The following is a 16,556-nucleotide window of genomic DNA, read 5'->3' as shown; positions in this document are numbered from 1 at the left end:
TATGTCGCTTAAAACCGTTAAATACTTCTCCACTATTATAGTCGCTGCAATCGCAGTTTTCGCCGGATGGTGGATGTGGAATTACTATATGCAATCGCCCTGGACACGTGATGGTAAAGTGCGTGCTGAGCAGGTCAGCATCACGCCGCAGGTGTCAGGCAGCATTAGCGAACTCAATATAAAAGATAACCAGTTTGTGAATAAAGGCGATATCCTTTTTATTATCGACAAGACGCCATTTCACATTGCTGAACTGAATGCGCAAGCGCAACTGGCAAAAGCGCAGTCTGACCTGGCGAAAGCCAATAACGAAGCCAACCGCCGCCGTCATTTATCGCAAAATTACATCTCAGCCGAAGATCTCGATACCGCAAATCTCAACGTGAAAGCTATGCAGGCGAGCGTTGAAGCAGCAGAGGCCAGTCTGCGCCAGGCCCAGTGGCAACTGACGCAAACAGTGGTCAAAGCCCCCGTAGCGGGCTGGGTTACTAATCTTTCAACCCGTACCGGAGACTACGCTTCAACCGGTAAGCCCCTGTTTGCCCTTGTCGACAGTCACTCTTTTTATGTGATGGGGTATTTTGAAGAAACTAAGTTACGCCACATTCGCGAGGGTGCGCCCGCCCTTATCACGCTCTACAGCGGTGATATAAAGTTACAGGGTCACGTTTCCAGTATTGGCCGTGCCATCTACGATCAAAGTGTGGAAAGTGATTCCGGCCTGATTCCCGACATCAAACCCAACGTGCCGTGGGTGCGTCTGGCGCAGCGTGTCCCGGTACGCATCGAATTCGACGCCCTGCCGCGGGAGGTCACGCTGGTGTCAGGTACAACCTGCAGCGTATCCATCGGCCAGCGTAAATGAAACTGCCCCGCCTGACACCAGGCAATTTGCCGTGGTTTAAAGCCACGGCGGCACAGTGGCGTTATGCGCTGCGTAACACCATTGCGATGTGCCTCGCGTTAACTTTTGCTTATTATCTGAATCTGGATGAGCCCTACTGGGCGATGACCTCGGCGGCGGTGGTTAGTTTTCCCACCGTTGGCGGGGTTATCAGCAAAAGTCTGGGTCGCGTGGCGGGTAGCCTACTGGGAGCCACCGCCGCATTGATGATTGCCGGTCATACTCTCAATGAGCCGTGGCTGTTTTTGCTGAGCATGTCAGTGTGGATCGGTTTTTGTACCTGGGCATGTGCGCACTTCACCAATAACGTTGCCTACGCCTTTCAACTGGCGGGTTATACGGCGGCGATCATTGCGTTTCCCATGGTCAATACCGTGGAAATTACGCAGTTATGGGATATCGCGCAGGCACGCGTGTGTGAAGTCATCGTCGGTATCCTGTGTGGCGGCGTGATGATGATGATCCTGCCCAGCACCTCCGATGGCACCACGTTACTGACTGCATTGAAAAACATGCATTCACGTTTACTGGAACATGCCAGCCTACTCTGGCAACCAGAAACCACGGATGCCATTCGCACAGCCCATGAAGGTGTTATCGGGCAGATTCTGACCATGAACCTGCTGCGTATTCAGGCTTTCTGGAGTCATTATCGTTTTCGTCGCCAGAATGCTTTGCTCAATTCACTGTTGCACCAGCAGTTACGCATGACCAGCGTGATTTCCAGTCTGCGCAGGATGCTGCTGAACTGGCCTAATCCCCCGTCCAATACCCGGGAAATCATCGAACAGTTGCTCAGCGAACTAATCAAATCCAATGCGAATAGCTACACTGTCGCACGTATTATTGCCCCACTGCGGCCCGTCGATGCCCGCGACTATCGACACGTCGCCTTCTGGCAACGACTGCGTTATTTTTGTCGGCTCTACCTGCGCAGCAGCCATTATCTGCATTTACTGGAAAATGGTGTTACCGCCGAGCGTATTAATATCGCCCGCACGCCGGGGCTTGCCCGTCATACCGATAATGCGGAAGCTATCTGGAGCGGGTTGCGTACGTTCTGCACTTTGATGCTTATCGGCGCATGGAGCATTGGCGCACAATGGGAATCAGGCTCTGGCGCACTCACGCTCGCTGCGATCAGCAGTGTGCTGTATTCCGCCGTTGCCACACCGTTCAAGTCGCTTTCTTTGCTGATGCGTACGCTGGTTCTACTGTCTCTATTTAGCTTTGTGGTTAAGTTTGGCCTGATGGTGCAAATTTCCGACCTCTGGCAGTTTATTCTCTTTCTTTTCCCGCTACTCGCCACCATGCAACTGTTGAAGCTACAAATGCCTGCCCTGGCAGGTCTTTGGGGGCAGTTGATTGTATTTATGGGTTCGTTTATCGCGGTGACCAATCCGCCGGTATATGATTTTGCTGATTTCCTGAATGACAATATGGCGAAAATCACCGGCGTGGCGCTATCATGGCTGGCCTTCGCCATTCTGCGCCCCGGATCGGATGCACGGAAAAGTCGCCGCCATATTCGCGCCCTGCGCCGGGATTTTGTCGATCAGCTCAGCCGACATCCATCACTCAGTGAAAACGAATTTGAATCGCTTACCTATCATCACGTCAGCCAGCTCAGCAACAGTCAGGATGCGCTGGCGCGACGCTGGTTATTACGTTGGGGGGTCGTTTTACTGAACTGCTCGCACGTGGTGTGGCAACTGCGTACCTGGGAGGCGCGTTCCGATCCGCTGGCTCGCGTCAGGGACGTGTGTATCTCGCTGTTGCGCGATGTAATGAGCGAGCGTGGCGTCCAGCAACGACCACTGAATGCCACACTGAATGAGCTACAGCGCATCTGCGATACGCTTGCCCACCATCATCAACCCGCTGCGCAGGAACTGTCGGCACTGGTCTGGCGGCTACACTGCTCGCTTTCACAACTCGAACAGGCGCCGCCGCCGGGCACTCTCAGTCGTTGATTATTTGATAACACCACAGGCATAGCGTGCTCCGCCACCGCCAAGCGGTTTCGGTTGATCGGACATATTATCGCCGCCCACATGGATCATCAGCGCTTTACCTTTAACCTCATCGAGCGTTTTAAGCCGCGGCGCAACGACCGGCGTTGTAGCGTTACCGTCGTTATTCACCACCAATAGCGGCAGGTCGCCCATATGACCTGCGCCTTCCGGGCCTTCATGTTTGCCGGTTTGGTGCGGATCATAATGGCCGCCAGCCGATTCTGCGGCTGAGGCTTTCCCATCTTTAATTGCCGGTTGGCAGCTGCCGTTCATATGCACATGGAAGCCATGTTCACCTGGCGGCAACGCCTTCAGATCGGGCGTAAACTCCAGCCCCTTTGCGGTTTCAGCAATAGTGACCGTACCAATCGCCTGGCCGACGCCTTGCGATGTGACCAGATTCATTGTCACTTTTTCTTCACTGGCAGCCTGCGCACCTGCACAGGCGAGTAGAGTGATAATGGCCAAACTCAAACGCTTCATAAGACCTCCGTCCAAAAGGTGTCTGATTGTTAAGTGTAAACCAGTGACACAAATTTGAACGGAGATGCGCCAAAAACGCGATTAGGGTACGTCGTAACCCAGCGCCGCTTTACGAATGCGGAACCATTGCTGGCGAGACATGTTCAGCGACTCAGACTCAATGGCAGCACGTACACGCTCTATTTTTCCTGAGCCAATAATCGGCAGCGGCTGAGACGGCAGACGTAAAATCCAGGCGTATACCACCTGTTCAATAGACTGCGCATTCAACTCTTCTGCGATCACGGCAAGCTCATTACGTAAAGGCTGGAAAGCATCATCATTAAACAGGCGACCACCGCCGAGACAGGACCAGGCCATCGGGTGAATACGTAACTGTTGCAGTTGATCTAAAGTACCATCCAAGAGGAGCGGCTGATGTACTGGTGAAATTTCTACCTGGTTGGTCGCCAGAGTAAACGGCAGACGCGATTGCAGCAGCGAAAACTGTGCAGGGGTAAAGTTGGAGACGCCAAAGTGACGCACTTTGCCACTATGGTGCAATTTTTTAAAAGCGTCGGCGACATCGTCAGCATCCATAAGCGGATCGGGACGGTGGATCAGCAGCAGATCAATATGATCGGTCGCCAACAGCTTCAGCGACTCTTCTGCACTGGCAATAATATGTGCACTGTCGGTGATGTAGTGGCCCAGCGCATTTTCCGCGCGCGCCGTCGTCGCGATCCCGCATTTGGTCACAATCTGCATTTTTTCACGCAAATGCGGAGCCAGCTTCATTGCCTCACCAAACGCCGCTTCACACTGGTATCCACCGTAAATATCGGCGTGATCGACGGTGGTCACGCCAAGATCCAGATGCTCTTCAATAAAGCTGACTAGCTGGCGCGCGGACATATTCCAGTCCATCAGGCGCCAGTACCCCATCACAAAGCGAGAAAATTCCGGGCCTTGCGGCGCAATAGTAATACGCTGAACCATAGCAGCTTCCTTTTAAGTGAATGTGCCTCGAGTATACGCAATTACGCGTTTAAAAGAGTGAAGGTTGTTGCGGTTCTTCCGAAGGGTTGGCTTTGTTTGCTCGTAATTTACGCATCAGGCGCTGACGACAAAGCCGCAGCACTTCCTGCTTTTGGGTATCGCTCATCTTTTGCCAGTTAAAACGCTCATCCCGACTGCGAAAACAGCCACGGCAAAAGCCGCGTTCGTCAGACTGACATATTCCACGGCATGGGCTCTGGACGGGGAAAAACTCCAGCTGTTCGGCCACATCCCCTCCTTTAATAAGATTGATATACCTATTGAAGACGTTAACTGAATTTCTCGCAAGCACTATTGCATTAGACCGACTGGTCTATTACACTCGTTTTCATGAACAAAATCACTGAACACGATACACGCGAACATCTGCTGGCGACTGGCGAACTGCTGTGTATGCAGCGCGGCTTCACCGGCATGGGTTTAAGCGAACTACTGAAAACCGCTGAAGTACCCAAAGGTTCGTTTTATCATTACTTTCGCTCTAAAGAAGCGTTCGGTGTCGCGATGCTGGAACGCCACTATGCGGCCTATCATCGGCGACTGGCTACGCACTTTGATACGGGAGCGGGAAACTACCGCGACCGCATTCTGGCCTACTATCAGGAAACCCTGAACCAGTTTAGCCAGCACGGCATTATTAGCGGCTGTTTAACAGTAAAACTGTCTGCCGAAGTGTGCGATCTGTCAGAAGATATGCGCACTGCGATGGATAAAGGCGCGCGGCACATTATTGTGCTGTTAGCGCAGGCGCTGGAGAAAGGTCAGGCCAGCCATTGTCTGTCTTTTGTTGGCGAGCCTTTACAGCAGGCGCAGGTACTGTATGCGCTGTGGCTTGGCGCCAACCTGCAGGCCAAGATTTCTCGTAGCGCCACTCCGCTGGAAAATGCGCTGGCGCACGTTAAAAACATCATCACAACGCCTGCCGTTTAACAGGCGTTTTTATTTTCTTTATTACTAGACGACCGGTCTATTCAGGAGTGCCACATGTCATCTGAAAAACTGTTTTCCCCACTGAAAGTGGGTGCCATTACGGCAGCAAACCGCGTATTTATGGCGCCACTGACGCGTCTGCGCAGTATTGAGCCTGGCGACATCCCTACTCCGCTGATGGCCGAGTATTACCGTCAACGCGCCAGCGCGGGTCTTATCATCAGTGAAGCGACGCAGATTTCCGCACAGGCGAAAGGCTATGCCGGAGCACCCGGCTTACACAGCGAAGCGCAAATTGCCGCATGGAAGAAAATCACTGCTGCCGTACACGCTGAGCAAGGTCATATTGCTGTCCAGTTGTGGCACACCGGACGCATCTCTCACGCCAGTCTGCAGCCAAACGGCCAAGCTCCAGTTGCACCTTCCGCGATTAGCGCTGGAACCCGCACATCGCTGCGTGATGAAAACGGCCTGGCAACGCGTGCCGATACCTCAATGCCACGTGCGCTGGAAACAGAAGAGATTCCGGGTATCGTTAATGACTTCCGTCAGGCGATAGCCAATGCGCGCGTGGCAGGTTTCGATATGGTTGAACTGCACTCTGCCCACGGCTACCTGCTGCACCAGTTCCTGTCGCCAACGTCTAACCAGCGTACCGATCAATACGGTGGCAGCGTCGAAAATCGTGCGCGTCTGGTGCTGGAAGTGGTTGACGCCGGTATTAAAGAATGGGGTGCCGATCGCATTGGTATTCGCGTCTCCCCGATTGGCACTTTCCAGAACGTTGACAACGGTCCGAACGAAGAAGCCGATGCGCTGTATCTGATTGAACAATTGGGCAAGCGCGGAATCGCTTACCTGCACATGTCTGAGCCGGACTGGGCCGGTGGCGAGCCGTATTCCGATGCGTTCCGCGAAAAAGTTCGCGCACGCTTCCACGGTCCTATCATTGGTGCTGGTGCTTACACCCCAGAAAAAGCAGAAGCGCTGATCGAGAAAGGTCTGATCGACGCCGTTGCTTTTGGTCGCGCCTATATTGCTAACCCGGATCTGGTGGCGCGTCTGCAACGCAAAGCAGAACTGAATCCGCAACGTGCCGAGAGCTTCTACGGCGGCGGCGCGGAAGGTTACACCGACTATCCTACCCTCTAACGTCACAATCTCCGTTCTGCCATTGATAGCGGCGTAACAACGCCGCTATACTAAAACAACATTTTGAATGTATTAGCCATTTTTGAAGGGGAAAAAGATGCGTTTACTCCATACCATGCTGCGCGTGGGTGACCTGCAGCGTTCCATCGAGTTTTATACCAACGTGCTGGGCATGAAGCTGCTGCGTACCAGCGAAAACCCTGAATACAAGTACTCTCTGGCTTTTGTCGGCTACGGTCCTGAAACCAGTGAAGCAGTAATCGAACTGACCTATAACTGGGGTGTCGACAAGTATGATCTGGGTACTGCCTATGGCCATATCGCCCTGAGCGTAGACAACGCGGCTGAAGCCTGTGAACGTATTCGCCAGAATGGCGGTAACGTAACGCGTGAAGCAGGTCCAGTAAAAGGCGGCACCACAGTGATTGCGTTCGTTGAAGATCCGGACGGCTACAAAATTGAGCTGATCGAAGAGAAAGACGCCGGGCGCGGCCTGGGCGATTAATCTCCCCCTCGGGCGCAGATCGTCTGTGCCCATAGTTTTATACTCATCATTTTGCCATAATACGCGCTGCAATTTTCCCGTATTAAGAGACCCAGATGTCCGATAACGCTCAACTTTCCGGTCTGTGTGACCGTTTTCGTGGTTTTTATCCTGTCGTCATTGATGTCGAAACCGCAGGGTTCAATGCCAAAACCGATGCGCTGCTTGAGATTGCCGCCATCACACTGAAAATGGATGAACAAGGCTGGCTGATGCCGGACACGACGTTACATTTCCACGTAGAGCCGTTTGAAGGTGCCAATTTGCAACCGGAAGCGCTCGCCTTTAACGGTATTGACCCTAACAATCCGCTACGCGGTGCGGTCAGCGAATATGATGCTCTGCATGCCATCTTCAAAATGGTGCGTAAAGGCATTAAAGACAGCGGCTGCAATCGGGCGATCATGGTGGCGCATAACGCTACGTTCGACCACAGTTTCATGATGGCTGCAGCAGAACGCGCCTCACTCAAACGTAATCCATTCCACCCATTTGTAACCTTTGATACGGCGGCATTAAGCGGCCTGTCTCTGGGGCAGACTGTGTTATCAAAAGCGTGCCTGGCGGCGGGAATGGAGTTTGACGGGAATCAGGCGCACTCGGCGCTGTATGACACCGAACGTACGGCCGTGCTGTTTTGCGAAATCGTTAACCGCTGGAAACGTCTCGGCGGTTGGCCTCTTCCCGTGCCTGAAGAAGCGTAACGGCGATATAAAAAAAGCGACCATTTCAGGTCGCTTTTTTACTTCTGCTGGTATTACTCAGCGTCCGGCTCTTCGGTTTTGTATTTCGCTGCTGTTTCTTTAATCAGCTGCTGCAACTCACCGCGCTGGTACATTTCGATCAAAATGTCACAACCGCCAACCAGCTCACCATCAACCCACAGTTGCGGGAAGGTCGGCCAGTTTGCGTATTTCGGCAGTTCGGCGCGAATATCCGGGTTCTGCAGAATATCAACGTAAGCAAAGCGTTCACCACAGGCTGACAGCGCCTGCACAGCCTGTGCGGAGAAACCGCAGCTTGGCAGTTTAGGGGAACCTTTCATGTACAGGAGAATCGGGTTTTCAGCGATCTGGCGCTGGATTTTTTCGATAGTGGTGCTCATTATCTTGCTTCCTTAAACTTCTTTTACGGCAGTAGTCTGACATTGTAACGGGTCAGACAGGCAACGGAAAATAACATTTTCATTACGCGTTATTATTTTATCCCCTGACGCTAAAAGTTGCATTCACAATCTCACTTATCCCCTTCAAACATGTGGATTTGATTATCCGTTCACCAACTCAAACGTTAATTGCTGTTTTTTTTTGCGGTCGGTTACGAAACATAGTTTTAAACAAAAAAAGCTATTAACTTTCCCTCTTTCTATAGATTAGAATCATCAAGTTTTGAAAATCACACGCAGGCACGATAGACCTGCCTTACCAGAGGACTGCTCAGTGGCGCGGATAAACCGAATCTCGATCACGCTCTGTGCTTTGCTTTTTACTACACTGCCCTTTACGCCTATGGCTCATGCTTCCAAGCAGGCCAGGACGACACCTACCAATTCTCACACCATCAAAACGGTAGATAAAAAGAAAAGCGCAACAACTAGCCAAAAAACAACAAAGACCAGTAAGAAAACGGCGACAAAGACCACCAGCAAAACCAGCACCAAAACCGCTTCCTCTTCTAAAAAACGCACTGCCACTCCGGCAAAGTCGACTAAAACTGCAAATCGCCGTGGGAAAACTGCCGCAGCACAAACCGCAGCCGTTACCTGGACGGAAAAATGCACACCGCGCAAAGGTCATAAACCACGCTGCGTGAAGGTGAAAACCACTGCACCGACTACGCTTGCTGACGCACATAAAGTGAAAGTGCAGAAAGCGACTAAAACAGCTATGTCCACCTTGATGAACCAAATCGGTAAACCTTATCGTTGGGGCGGCTCCTCGCCAAGAACCGGGTTTGACTGCAGCGGTCTGGTTTATTACGCCTATAAAGATCTGGTGAAGTTCCGCATTCCGCGTACCGCGAATGAAATGTACCATCTGCGTGATGCCGCACCAATTGAACGTGGCGAACTGAAAAATGGCGATCTGGTATTCTTTCGAACCCAGGGTCGCGGCACAGCCGATCACGTCGGCGTCTACGTCGGCAACGGTAAGTTTATTCAGTCACCGCGCAGCGGGCAGGAAATTCAAATCACCTCTCTGAGCGAAGATTACTGGCAGCGCCACTATGTGGGCGCTCGTCGGGTAATGACGCCAAAAACAATTCGCTAAAAACTTACCCTACAGAACATACTGTAGGGTAAGTTCTTCTTTTGCATAACCTTTCAATTTGCTACCCTATCCTTACTCACAATGAGGCTATTGTGTGTACTCAATATAAATAATAAGGAGAGAAGCAATGTCGTTTGAATTACCTGCATTACCGTATGCCAAAGATGCTCTGGCACCGCACATTTCTGCCGAAACGCTGGAATATCACTATGGCAAACACCATCAAACCTACGTGACCAATCTGAACAATCTGATTAAAGGCACGGCGTTTGAAGGCAAATCACTGGAAGAGATCGTTCGTAGCTCTGAAGGCGGTGTATTCAATAACGCAGCACAAGTATGGAACCACACGTTCTACTGGAACTGCCTGGCACCAAACGCAGGTGGTGAACCGACCGGAAAACTGGCCGATGCAATCGCCGCTTCCTTTGGCAGCTTTGCAGATTTCAAAGCGCAATTCACCGATGCCGCTATCAAAAACTTCGGTTCTGGCTGGACCTGGCTGGTTAAAGGAACGGATGGCAAACTGGCTATCGTCTCCACCTCCAACGCAGGTACTCCGCTGACCACCGACGCGACGCCGCTGATGACCGTTGACGTATGGGAACACGCCTACTACATCGATTATCGCAATGCTCGTCCTGGCTACCTGGAACATTTCTGGGCACTGGTGAACTGGGAATTTGTTGCGAAGAACTTCGCAGCATAAAAAAGATAACGCAGAAGGACTTCCTTCTGCGTTTTTGCATTAATTCGCGGTAGTGAAAGCCTCTTCAGGCTGTCTTCTTGCGGAAATGAACACCAGCAGCAGCGCAAGACCCGCCACAATCGCCCCCATTACCGGCACAAAACTGTAGCCCAGGCCGCCAGATATTACCGCCCCACCGGCCGCAGCCCCCAGTGCGTTCCCCAGATTAAACGCGCCAATATTGACTGACGATGATAATCCAGGTGCTTCGCTGGCAACGCGCATCACACGCATCTGCAACGGTGGAACGACCGCAAACGTCGCCGCGCCCCAGACCACCATACTGACCGCCGCGCCCAACTCATTACGCGCAAGGAAAGGAATGGCCAGCATAATAACCATCAGCAGCAGTAAAAAGCCTTTTAGCGTACCGTTGATTGAACGGTCAGCCAGTTTGCCGCCAAAATAGTTACCGATCGAGAAGCCAACACCTATCAACACCAGCATCCCGGTAACAAATGCCGGTGTAGCATGAGTGATAGTATGCAGAACCGGCGAGATGTAGGTATACAGCGTGAACATCGCCCCAGCACCCAGTACGGTAGTCAGTAACGCCGACAGCACCTGCGGGCGCATAAGTACCGCCAGTTCGCTACGGACATCCGGGCGCTCTCCTGCTCCCCCCTTGGGTAATGAGAAGAACAGGCTGACCATCGCAATGACGCCCAGCCCTGCAGTGGCCATAAACGACATGCGCCAGCCGATGGTTTCACCAAGCCAGGTCGCCGCCGGAACGCCGCCAATATTGGCGATAGTTAACCCCATAAACATCGTTGCCACAGCGCTGGCCTGCTTATGTTTGGGTACCACACTGGCTGCAACCACAGAACCGAGACCAAAAAAGGCTCCATGGTTAAGACTGGTCAAAATGCGCGATAGCATCAGCGTGGTGTAATCCGGCGAGATAGCCGAAAGCACATTACCCAGCGTGAAAATCGCCATCAGGAATATCAAAGCATTACGTCGCGCACGATGAGACAGCAGCAATGTCATCAGCGGTGCACCTACCATCACACCTACTGCATAAGCGCTGATCAGCATGCCAGCCGCCGGAATCGAGACGTCCACACCTTTGGCAATGACGGGCAATAACCCCATTGGCGAAAACTCGGTGGTGCCAATACCAAACGCCCCGATTGCCAGCGACAGTAAAGGGTAATTGATTTTCATATTTCGACTCCGTATCGTCGAGCCGTGGCACGACATAAAATAAGAGTCAAAAGCATGACATTGATCGCAAAATTAATAAAGTTAACAAAACTGCAAAAGACTTTTGCTTATTCGCAAACAATAGAGGGGAAAAACGAGTCGAAGGGATGAGGGAGAGCTAACTCCCTCGGGGAAATCAATGCAGCGCTGCGGTCAGACCACCCGCGACGATCAATCCCAGAACAATAATGGTAGTCACTAACGAAAATTTCAGATCGGTGCTTATCAAGTTTTCTCCTTTTTATTCCCACACAAAAAGTGATATTGCGCATTTTTACACACTTGAAAGCAAAAATCTCTCACGATTTATATTGATAACTGCTTTTAACTCTTCCCCTTTTCGTTAAGATCAGACAAAATTCCACGCTTACTTGATTAGCGTACCGGCCATTGACCCCTTCCTGACGTTCCGTGCCGTTTTCCCGGCGTGCCGCAACCCTTACGTTGCGATAAGGGTGTGTAAAGGCAAACGTTTACCTGGAGTATTCTCAGGAGCTTAGGATATGGTCTGGAGTGAGATGTAATGGCAACAATTAAAGATGTAGCGAAGCGAGCAAACGTTTCCACTACAACCGTATCACACGTAATTAACAAGACGCGCTTTGTCGCGGAAGAAACACGTAATGCTGTCTGGGCAGCAATCAAAGAACTGCACTATTCTCCGAGTGCTGTTGCCCGCAGCCTGAAGGTAAATCACACCAAGTCTATCGGCTTGCTGGCGACCAGCAGCGAAGCGGCCTATTTCGCCGAAATTATCGAAGCCGTTGAGAAAAACTGTTTCCAGAAAGGCTATACCCTGATCCTGGGTAACGCATGGAACAGTCTCGAAAAGCAGCAGGCTTATCTGTCGATGATGGCGCAAAAGCGCGTTGATGGTCTGCTGGTGATGTGTTCTGAGTATCCGGAGTCTCTGCTTTCGATGCTCGAAGAGTATCGCCATATCCCGATGGTCGTCATGGACTGGGGCGAAGCAAAAGCCGACTTTACCGATACGGTCATTGATAACGCCTTCGAAGGCGGTTACATGGCGGGCCGGTATCTGGTAGAACGCGGTCATCGTGAGATTGGCGTGATCCCTGGCCCAATGGAACGTAACACCGGGGCCGGGCGTCTGGCTGGCTTTATGAAAGCGATGGAAGAAGCGCTGATTAAAGTGCCTGAAAACTGGATTGTCCAGGGCGATTTTGAGCCTGAATCCGGCTATCGCGCCATGCAGCAAATTCTGTCGCAGTCTCATCGTCCGACCGCGGTCTTCTGCGGTGGCGATATTATGGCAATGGGTGCGCTGTGCGCCGCTGACGAAATGGGACTGCGCGTACCGCAGGATGTCTCACTCATCGGCTACGACAACGTGCGCAACGCCCGCTTCTTCACGCCGGCCTTGACGACCATTCACCAGCCGAAGGATTCACTGGGTGAAACGGCCTTCAACATGCTGTTAGACCGTATCGTGAATAAACGTGAAGAGTCACAGTCTATCGAGGTGCATCCGCGCCTGGTTGAGCGTCGCTCCGTTGCCGACGGTCCGTTCCGCGATTACCGCCGTTAAGTCTGTTGTGCGGGAGTCTCATCTGGCTCCCGCAGCCATTCCTTGTTCAACGTTTCACTATCCCCTAAATAGTCCAGCAGCCAACTCAATGCCGGTGACGTATCGTTCTGCTGCCATGTCAGGCAGCATGCGGCATCAGGAAAAGGGTTCTCCAGTTGCAGCGCAACCCATTTGCCGCTATCGATCCACGGTTTGGCAAAATGCGTCGGTACCATGCCCACGCACAATCCCGCGGACAAACAGGTCGCTGAGGATTCCCAGTCCGGCACGACTACGCGCTTTTGGTTGTCCAGCAGCCAGGTAATACGCTTCGGCAATGTTCGAGAGGTATCTTCGCGCACCAGTGACGGCCAGTTGCGCAACGTGTCATCACTTAGCGGTCCAGGCATTGACGCCAGTGGATGATGGCTGGCTACCACGCAGCTCCAGCTCAGCATTCCCATATCGCGGAAGGTATAGCGCCCCCCGACCGGAATGGCCTGTGTGGCACCGATGGCCAGTTCCACGCGTCCATCAGACAGTGCGTCCCACACGCCGTTAAACACTTCCTGAAAAACTAACAATTCCACATCATCAAAGTGACGGTAGAAATCCACGATCATCTGTCGGGTACGATCCGGGCGGACAATGTTATCGACGGCGATCGCCAGCTGTCCGCGCCAGCCGTTAGCAATTTGCTGACATTGCTGGCGCGTGATCTGCATTTTTTTGATAACAGAGCGGCCTTCTTTTAAAAACCATGCCCCGGCAGGCGTTAATTCAACATCCCGATGGCGTCGCTCAAAAAGTGGCACCGCCAGCCACTCTTCCAGCTGGCGCACGGTGTAGCTTACCGCCGAAGGTACACGGTGCAGCTCCTGCGCGGCCGAACTAAAGCTACCGTTACGCGCAACCGCATCAACCACTTCAAGTGAATATTCCGACCACATATTCTGCCTGCAAAAAATTTGAAATCAGTAAGCAAATATTAGCGTTTCACAGCGAGAATTACACTCACTACACTCAGCGGCATTGTTCTACTGCTAAAAAAGAGAAATGATGATGCAACCTGGGAAAGGGTTTTTAGTCTGGCTGGCTGGTCTTAGCGTGCTTGGTTTTCTGGCAACGGATATGTATCTACCCGCCTTTGCTGCTATTCAGTCCGATCTGCAAACACCTGCATCTGCCGTCAGCGCCAGCCTGAGCTTGTTCTTAGCCGGTTTTGCCGTCGCACAACTGCTGTGGGGGCCGCTTTCGGACCACTATGGTCGCAAGCCTATTTTGCTGCTGGGTTTATCTATCTTCGCACTGGGCAGCCTGGGCATGCTGTGGGTTGAAAACGCCACTGGTCTACTGGTACTGCGATTTGTTCAGGCCGTTGGCGTCTGTGCGGCATCGGTTATCTGGCAAGCGCTGGTTACCGATTATTATCCTTCACAAAAAGTAAACCGCATCTTTGCCACCATTATGCCGCTGGTCGGGTTATCTCCTGCACTCGCCCCGCTATTAGGCAGTTGGATCCTGGTACATTTTTCCTGGCAGGCCATTTTTGCCACTCTGTTTGCCATTACTCTGATTCTGATGCTTCCGGCTCTGCGTCTAAAGCCAACGGCTAAAGCGCGCGATGACAGCCAGGATAAACTGACTTTCGCCACCTTGCTGCGCTCGAAAACTTACCGTGGAAACGTGCTGATTTATGCCGCCTGTTCCGCGAGTTTTTTCGCATGGCTGACGGGTTCCCCGTTCATCCTCAGCGAAATGGGTTATAGCCCAGCGGTAATTGGTCTGAGCTATGTTCCGCAAACTATCGCCTTCTTAATTGGTGGTTACGGCTGTCGTGCAGCGCTGCAAAAATGGCAGGGTCGTCAGCTGCTGCCCTGGTTACTCATTCTGTATGCCTTCAGCGTTGTGGGTACCTGGGCGACCGGCTTTATTCATCATGTTGCATTGGCTGAAATCCTGATCCCATTCTGCGTTATGGCGATTGCGAACGGCGCAATCTACCCTATCGTTGTCGCGCAGGCATTACGCCCTTTCCCACAGGCCACGGGACGCGCAGCCGCATTGCAGAATACGCTGCAACTGGGTTTATGCTTCCTGGCAAGCCTTGTCGTTTCCTGGTTGATTGCCACCCCGCTGCTCACCACCACCAGCGTTATGCTGACAACAGTATTGCTGGCTGCTGTGGGTTACAAAATGCAATCGCAGAAAACTGACGCCCCGCAAACAGATGATCGTGCGCAAGTTGCCCACGGAGAGTCGCACTAATAATGGTTGCGGGCATTTAGTTAGCCCGCTAACAATTATCGGTTGAATCGTCAAAAATTCAGGCATATACTGATTTTCAGTTGTTAAAAAAACGATAATTTTAATGCGTTAACGGGGACAAGAACGTTCCCGTTTTACCACGGATGGCCTTTTCGGCAAGGGTTTCTCCCTTCCTCTGTTCTACGTCGGATTATAGATTCGCGGATTAATTCCGTGAGATTTCTCACAAAGCCCAAAAAAGCGTCTACGCTGTTTTAAGGTTCTGATCACCGACCAGTGATGGAGAAGCTATGAGTTCATCATGTATAGAAGACGTCAGCGTACCGGATGATGACTGGTACCGCATTACCAATGAATTATTGAGTCGTGCAGGCATTGCCATTAATGGCCCTGCACCGGCTGATATTCGAGTAAAGAACCCCGATTTTTTCAAACGCGTATTACAGGAAGGATCGTTAGGGTTGGGTGAAAGTTATATGGATGGCTGGTGGGAATGCGACCGGCTGGACATGTTTTTTAGTAAAGTCTTGCGTGCCGGTCTTGAAAACCAACTCCCCCGCCACTTTAAAGATACGCTACGTATCGCCACGGCTCGCCTGTTCAATTTACAGACCAAAAAACGTGCGTGGATGGTCGGCAAAGAACATTACGATTTGGGCAACGATCTCTTTACCCGCATGCTTGACCCCTATATGCAGTATTCCTGCGCCTACTGGAAAGATGCCAACACTCTGGAATCTGCCCAACAGGCGAAGCTCAAAATGATTGCTGAAAAATTGCAACTGAAGCCAGGAATGCGGGTGCTTGATATTGGCTGTGGCTGGGGTGGTTTATCCCAGTTTATGGCATCGCAATATGGTGTGAGCGTGGTGGGTGTGACCATTTCGGCAGAACAGCAGAAAATGGCACAGGAACGTTGCGCTGGGCTGGATGTCACCATTTTGCTGCAGGATTATCGCGACCTGAACGACAAATTCGACCGCATTGTCTCCGTCGGCATGTTTGAACATGTTGGACCGAAGAACTACGCCACCTATTTTGAGGTGGTCGATCGTAATTTAAAACCGGATGGTCTCTTTTTACTGCACAGCATCGGCTCCAAAAAAACCGACAATAACGTTGATCCGTGGATCAATAAGTATATCTTCCCAAACGGGTGTTTGCCGTCAGTTCGCCAGATTGCCAACGCCAGCGAACCGCATTTTGTGATGGAAGACTGGCATAATTTTGGCGCGGATTACGACACGACGCTGATGGCATGGCACGAGCGTTTCATGAACTCCTGGCCTGAAATCGCCGATAACTATACCGAACGTTTCAAACGGATGTTCAGCTATTATCTGAACGCCTGCGCCGGGGCGTTTCGTGCTCGTGACATTCAGCTATGGCAGGTGGTATTTTCCCGCGGTGTTGAACACGGTCTGCGCGTTCCCCGCTAATCGTTTTCGCCCCCGTAGCAACGGGGGC

17 protein-coding genes and 1 pseudogene are annotated in these 16,556 nt (G+C 51.9%); 11 read left to right on the top strand and 7 right to left on the bottom strand.

The window, feature by feature from the left end; all coding sequences use genetic code 11:
• Position 1 precedes the first annotated feature (1 nt).
• Together OGY37_RS06995 and OGY37_RS06990 are read left to right on the top strand one after the other, a co-directional pair.
• A complete protein-coding gene (locus OGY37_RS06995) occupies positions 2-865 on the top strand; it encodes an efflux RND transporter periplasmic adaptor subunit (protein ID WP_226804188.1) in 864 nt (287 codons plus the stop codon).
• Positions 862-2,902: pseudogene (locus OGY37_RS06990) on the top strand (FUSC family protein). Before OGY37_RS06995 ends, OGY37_RS06990 begins: the two are co-directional and overlap by 4 nt.
• On the opposite strand, the gene sodC reads toward OGY37_RS06990, so the two are convergent.
• The 3 genes from sodC to OGY37_RS06975 form a co-directional block, all read right to left on the bottom strand.
• Positions 2,878-3,402, bottom strand: a complete 525-nt coding sequence (gene sodC, locus OGY37_RS06985; protein ID WP_003832772.1) for a superoxide dismutase [Cu-Zn] SodC — start codon at positions 3,400-3,402, stop codon at positions 2,878-2,880. The pseudogene OGY37_RS06990 and the gene sodC sit on opposite strands and share 25 nt — an antisense overlap.
• Positions 3,403-3,483: 81 nt before the next feature.
• On the bottom strand, positions 3,484-4,380 hold the full coding sequence (locus tag OGY37_RS06980) for an aldo/keto reductase (RefSeq protein ID WP_079937808.1): 897 nt from the start codon (positions 4,378-4,380) through the stop codon (positions 3,484-3,486).
• 49 nt (positions 4,381-4,429) lie between these two features.
• Positions 4,430-4,669: a DUF1289 domain-containing protein gene (locus OGY37_RS06975; protein WP_003832768.1), complete on the bottom strand. Its 240-nt coding sequence runs from the start codon at positions 4,667-4,669 to the stop codon at positions 4,430-4,432.
• 101 nt (positions 4,670-4,770) lie between these two features.
• Between OGY37_RS06975 and OGY37_RS06970 the strand changes: the two genes are divergently transcribed.
• The 4 genes from OGY37_RS06970 to rnt all read left to right on the top strand — a co-directional run bounded on the left by OGY37_RS06970 (position 4,771) and on the right by rnt (position 7,770).
• Positions 4,771-5,370, top strand: coding sequence for a TetR/AcrR family transcriptional regulator (locus OGY37_RS06970; protein WP_003832766.1), 600 nt, complete (start codon positions 4,771-4,773; stop codon positions 5,368-5,370).
• 54 nt (positions 5,371-5,424) lie between these two features.
• Positions 5,425-6,522, top strand: coding sequence for an alkene reductase (locus tag OGY37_RS06965; protein ID WP_063941544.1), 1,098 nt, complete (start codon positions 5,425-5,427; stop codon positions 6,520-6,522).
• A gap of 97 nt (positions 6,523-6,619) precedes the next feature.
• Positions 6,620-7,027: a lactoylglutathione lyase gene (gene gloA / locus OGY37_RS06960; RefSeq protein ID WP_003832762.1), complete on the top strand. Its 408-nt coding sequence runs from the start codon at positions 6,620-6,622 to the stop codon at positions 7,025-7,027.
• A gap of 95 nt (positions 7,028-7,122) precedes the next feature.
• Positions 7,123-7,770 carry a ribonuclease T gene (rnt, locus tag OGY37_RS06955; protein WP_003029200.1) on the top strand — a complete coding sequence of 216 codons (648 nt, stop codon included), beginning with the start codon at positions 7,123-7,125 and terminating at the stop codon, positions 7,768-7,770.
• 53 nt (positions 7,771-7,823) lie between these two features.
• On the opposite strand, the gene grxD is transcribed toward rnt, so the two are convergent.
• The gene (grxD, locus tag OGY37_RS06950; RefSeq protein WP_003832760.1) at positions 7,824-8,171 is read right to left on the bottom strand and encodes a monothiol glutaredoxin 4; all 348 of its coding nucleotides are present in this window, start codon (positions 8,169-8,171) and stop codon (positions 7,824-7,826) included.
• Positions 8,172-8,505: 334 nt separating this feature from the next.
• On the opposite strand from grxD, the gene OGY37_RS06945 reads away from it, so the two are divergent.
• The gene (locus OGY37_RS06945) at positions 8,506-9,336 is read left to right on the top strand and encodes a C40 family peptidase (protein WP_003832759.1); all 831 of its coding nucleotides are present in this window, start codon (positions 8,506-8,508) and stop codon (positions 9,334-9,336) included.
• A 127-nt stretch (positions 9,337-9,463) separates the two neighbouring features.
• A complete protein-coding gene (gene sodB / locus OGY37_RS06940; RefSeq protein WP_003029205.1) occupies positions 9,464-10,045 on the top strand; it encodes a superoxide dismutase [Fe] in 582 nt (193 codons plus the stop codon).
• 39 nt (positions 10,046-10,084) lie between these two features.
• Here sodB and OGY37_RS06935 read toward each other — a convergent pair whose 3' ends face one another.
• Together OGY37_RS06935 and cydH are read right to left on the bottom strand one after the other, a co-directional pair.
• Entirely contained in the window at positions 10,085-11,254 is a 1,170-nt protein-coding gene (locus OGY37_RS06935) for an MFS transporter (protein ID WP_286620418.1), read from the bottom strand.
• A 175-nt stretch (positions 11,255-11,429) separates the two neighbouring features.
• Positions 11,430-11,519 (bottom strand): cytochrome bd-I accessory subunit CydH, encoded by a 90-nt coding sequence (gene cydH / locus OGY37_RS06930; RefSeq protein ID WP_003029209.1) that lies wholly within the window; start codon positions 11,517-11,519, stop codon positions 11,430-11,432.
• Between the two features lie 297 nt (positions 11,520-11,816).
• On the opposite strand from cydH, the gene purR reads away from it, so the two are divergent.
• Positions 11,817-12,842 carry an HTH-type transcriptional repressor PurR gene (gene purR, locus OGY37_RS06925; RefSeq protein WP_003832757.1) on the top strand — a complete coding sequence of 342 codons (1,026 nt, stop codon included), beginning with the start codon at positions 11,817-11,819 and terminating at the stop codon, positions 12,840-12,842.
• Here the strand turns inward: purR and punR are convergent.
• A complete protein-coding gene (gene punR / locus OGY37_RS06920; protein ID WP_148362019.1) occupies positions 12,839-13,771 on the bottom strand; it encodes a DNA-binding transcriptional activator PunR in 933 nt (310 codons plus the stop codon). The genes purR and punR overlap by 4 nt on opposite strands.
• Before the next feature lie 112 nt (positions 13,772-13,883).
• On the opposite strand from punR, the gene punC reads away from it, so the two are divergent.
• Together punC and cfa are read left to right on the top strand one after the other, a co-directional pair.
• Positions 13,884-15,089, top strand: a complete 1,206-nt coding sequence (gene punC / locus OGY37_RS06915; protein ID WP_032943314.1) for a purine nucleoside transporter PunC — start codon at positions 13,884-13,886, stop codon at positions 15,087-15,089.
• A 290-nt stretch (positions 15,090-15,379) separates the two neighbouring features.
• Entirely contained in the window at positions 15,380-16,528 is a 1,149-nt protein-coding gene (gene cfa, locus OGY37_RS06910; RefSeq protein WP_003832753.1) for a cyclopropane fatty acyl phospholipid synthase, read from the top strand.
• Positions 16,529-16,556 lie beyond the last annotated feature (28 nt).

This window comes from Citrobacter sp. Cpo030 (assembly GCF_030333005.1).
Lineage (GTDB): Bacteria > Pseudomonadota > Gammaproteobacteria > Enterobacterales > Enterobacteriaceae > Citrobacter > Citrobacter portucalensis.
The sequence above is the reverse complement of the archived record's forward strand: the minus strand, read 5'-3'. Positions and strand labels throughout refer to the sequence as shown.

What these genes read in the sequence shown, in the direction of transcription:
- OGY37_RS06995 (WP_226804188.1), top strand. Translation starts at nt 2, where the DNA reads ATGTCGCTTAAAACCGTTAAATACTTCTCCACTATTATAGTCGCTGCA.
- sodC (WP_003832772.1), bottom strand. Translation starts at nt 3,402, where the DNA reads ATGAAGCGTTTGAGTTTGGCCATTATCACTCTACTCGCCTGTGCAGGT.
- OGY37_RS06980 (WP_079937808.1), bottom strand. Translation starts at nt 4,380, where the DNA reads ATGGTTCAGCGTATTACTATTGCGCCGCAAGGCCCGGAATTTTCTCGC.
- OGY37_RS06970 (WP_003832766.1), top strand. Translation starts at nt 4,771, where the DNA reads ATGAACAAAATCACTGAACACGATACACGCGAACATCTGCTGGCGACT.
- OGY37_RS06965 (WP_063941544.1), top strand. Translation starts at nt 5,425, where the DNA reads ATGTCATCTGAAAAACTGTTTTCCCCACTGAAAGTGGGTGCCATTACG.
- gloA (WP_003832762.1), top strand. Translation starts at nt 6,620, where the DNA reads ATGCGTTTACTCCATACCATGCTGCGCGTGGGTGACCTGCAGCGTTCC.
- rnt (WP_003029200.1), top strand. Translation starts at nt 7,123, where the DNA reads ATGTCCGATAACGCTCAACTTTCCGGTCTGTGTGACCGTTTTCGTGGT.
- grxD (WP_003832760.1), bottom strand. Translation starts at nt 8,171, where the DNA reads ATGAGCACCACTATCGAAAAAATCCAGCGCCAGATCGCTGAAAACCCG.
- sodB (WP_003029205.1), top strand. Translation starts at nt 9,464, where the DNA reads ATGTCGTTTGAATTACCTGCATTACCGTATGCCAAAGATGCTCTGGCA.
- OGY37_RS06935 (WP_286620418.1), bottom strand. Translation starts at nt 11,254, where the DNA reads ATGAAAATCAATTACCCTTTACTGTCGCTGGCAATCGGGGCGTTTGGT.
- purR (WP_003832757.1), top strand. Translation starts at nt 11,817, where the DNA reads ATGGCAACAATTAAAGATGTAGCGAAGCGAGCAAACGTTTCCACTACA.
- punR (WP_148362019.1), bottom strand. Translation starts at nt 13,771, where the DNA reads ATGTGGTCGGAATATTCACTTGAAGTGGTTGATGCGGTTGCGCGTAAC.
- punC (WP_032943314.1), top strand. Translation starts at nt 13,884, where the DNA reads ATGCAACCTGGGAAAGGGTTTTTAGTCTGGCTGGCTGGTCTTAGCGTG.
- cfa (WP_003832753.1), top strand. Translation starts at nt 15,380, where the DNA reads ATGAGTTCATCATGTATAGAAGACGTCAGCGTACCGGATGATGACTGG.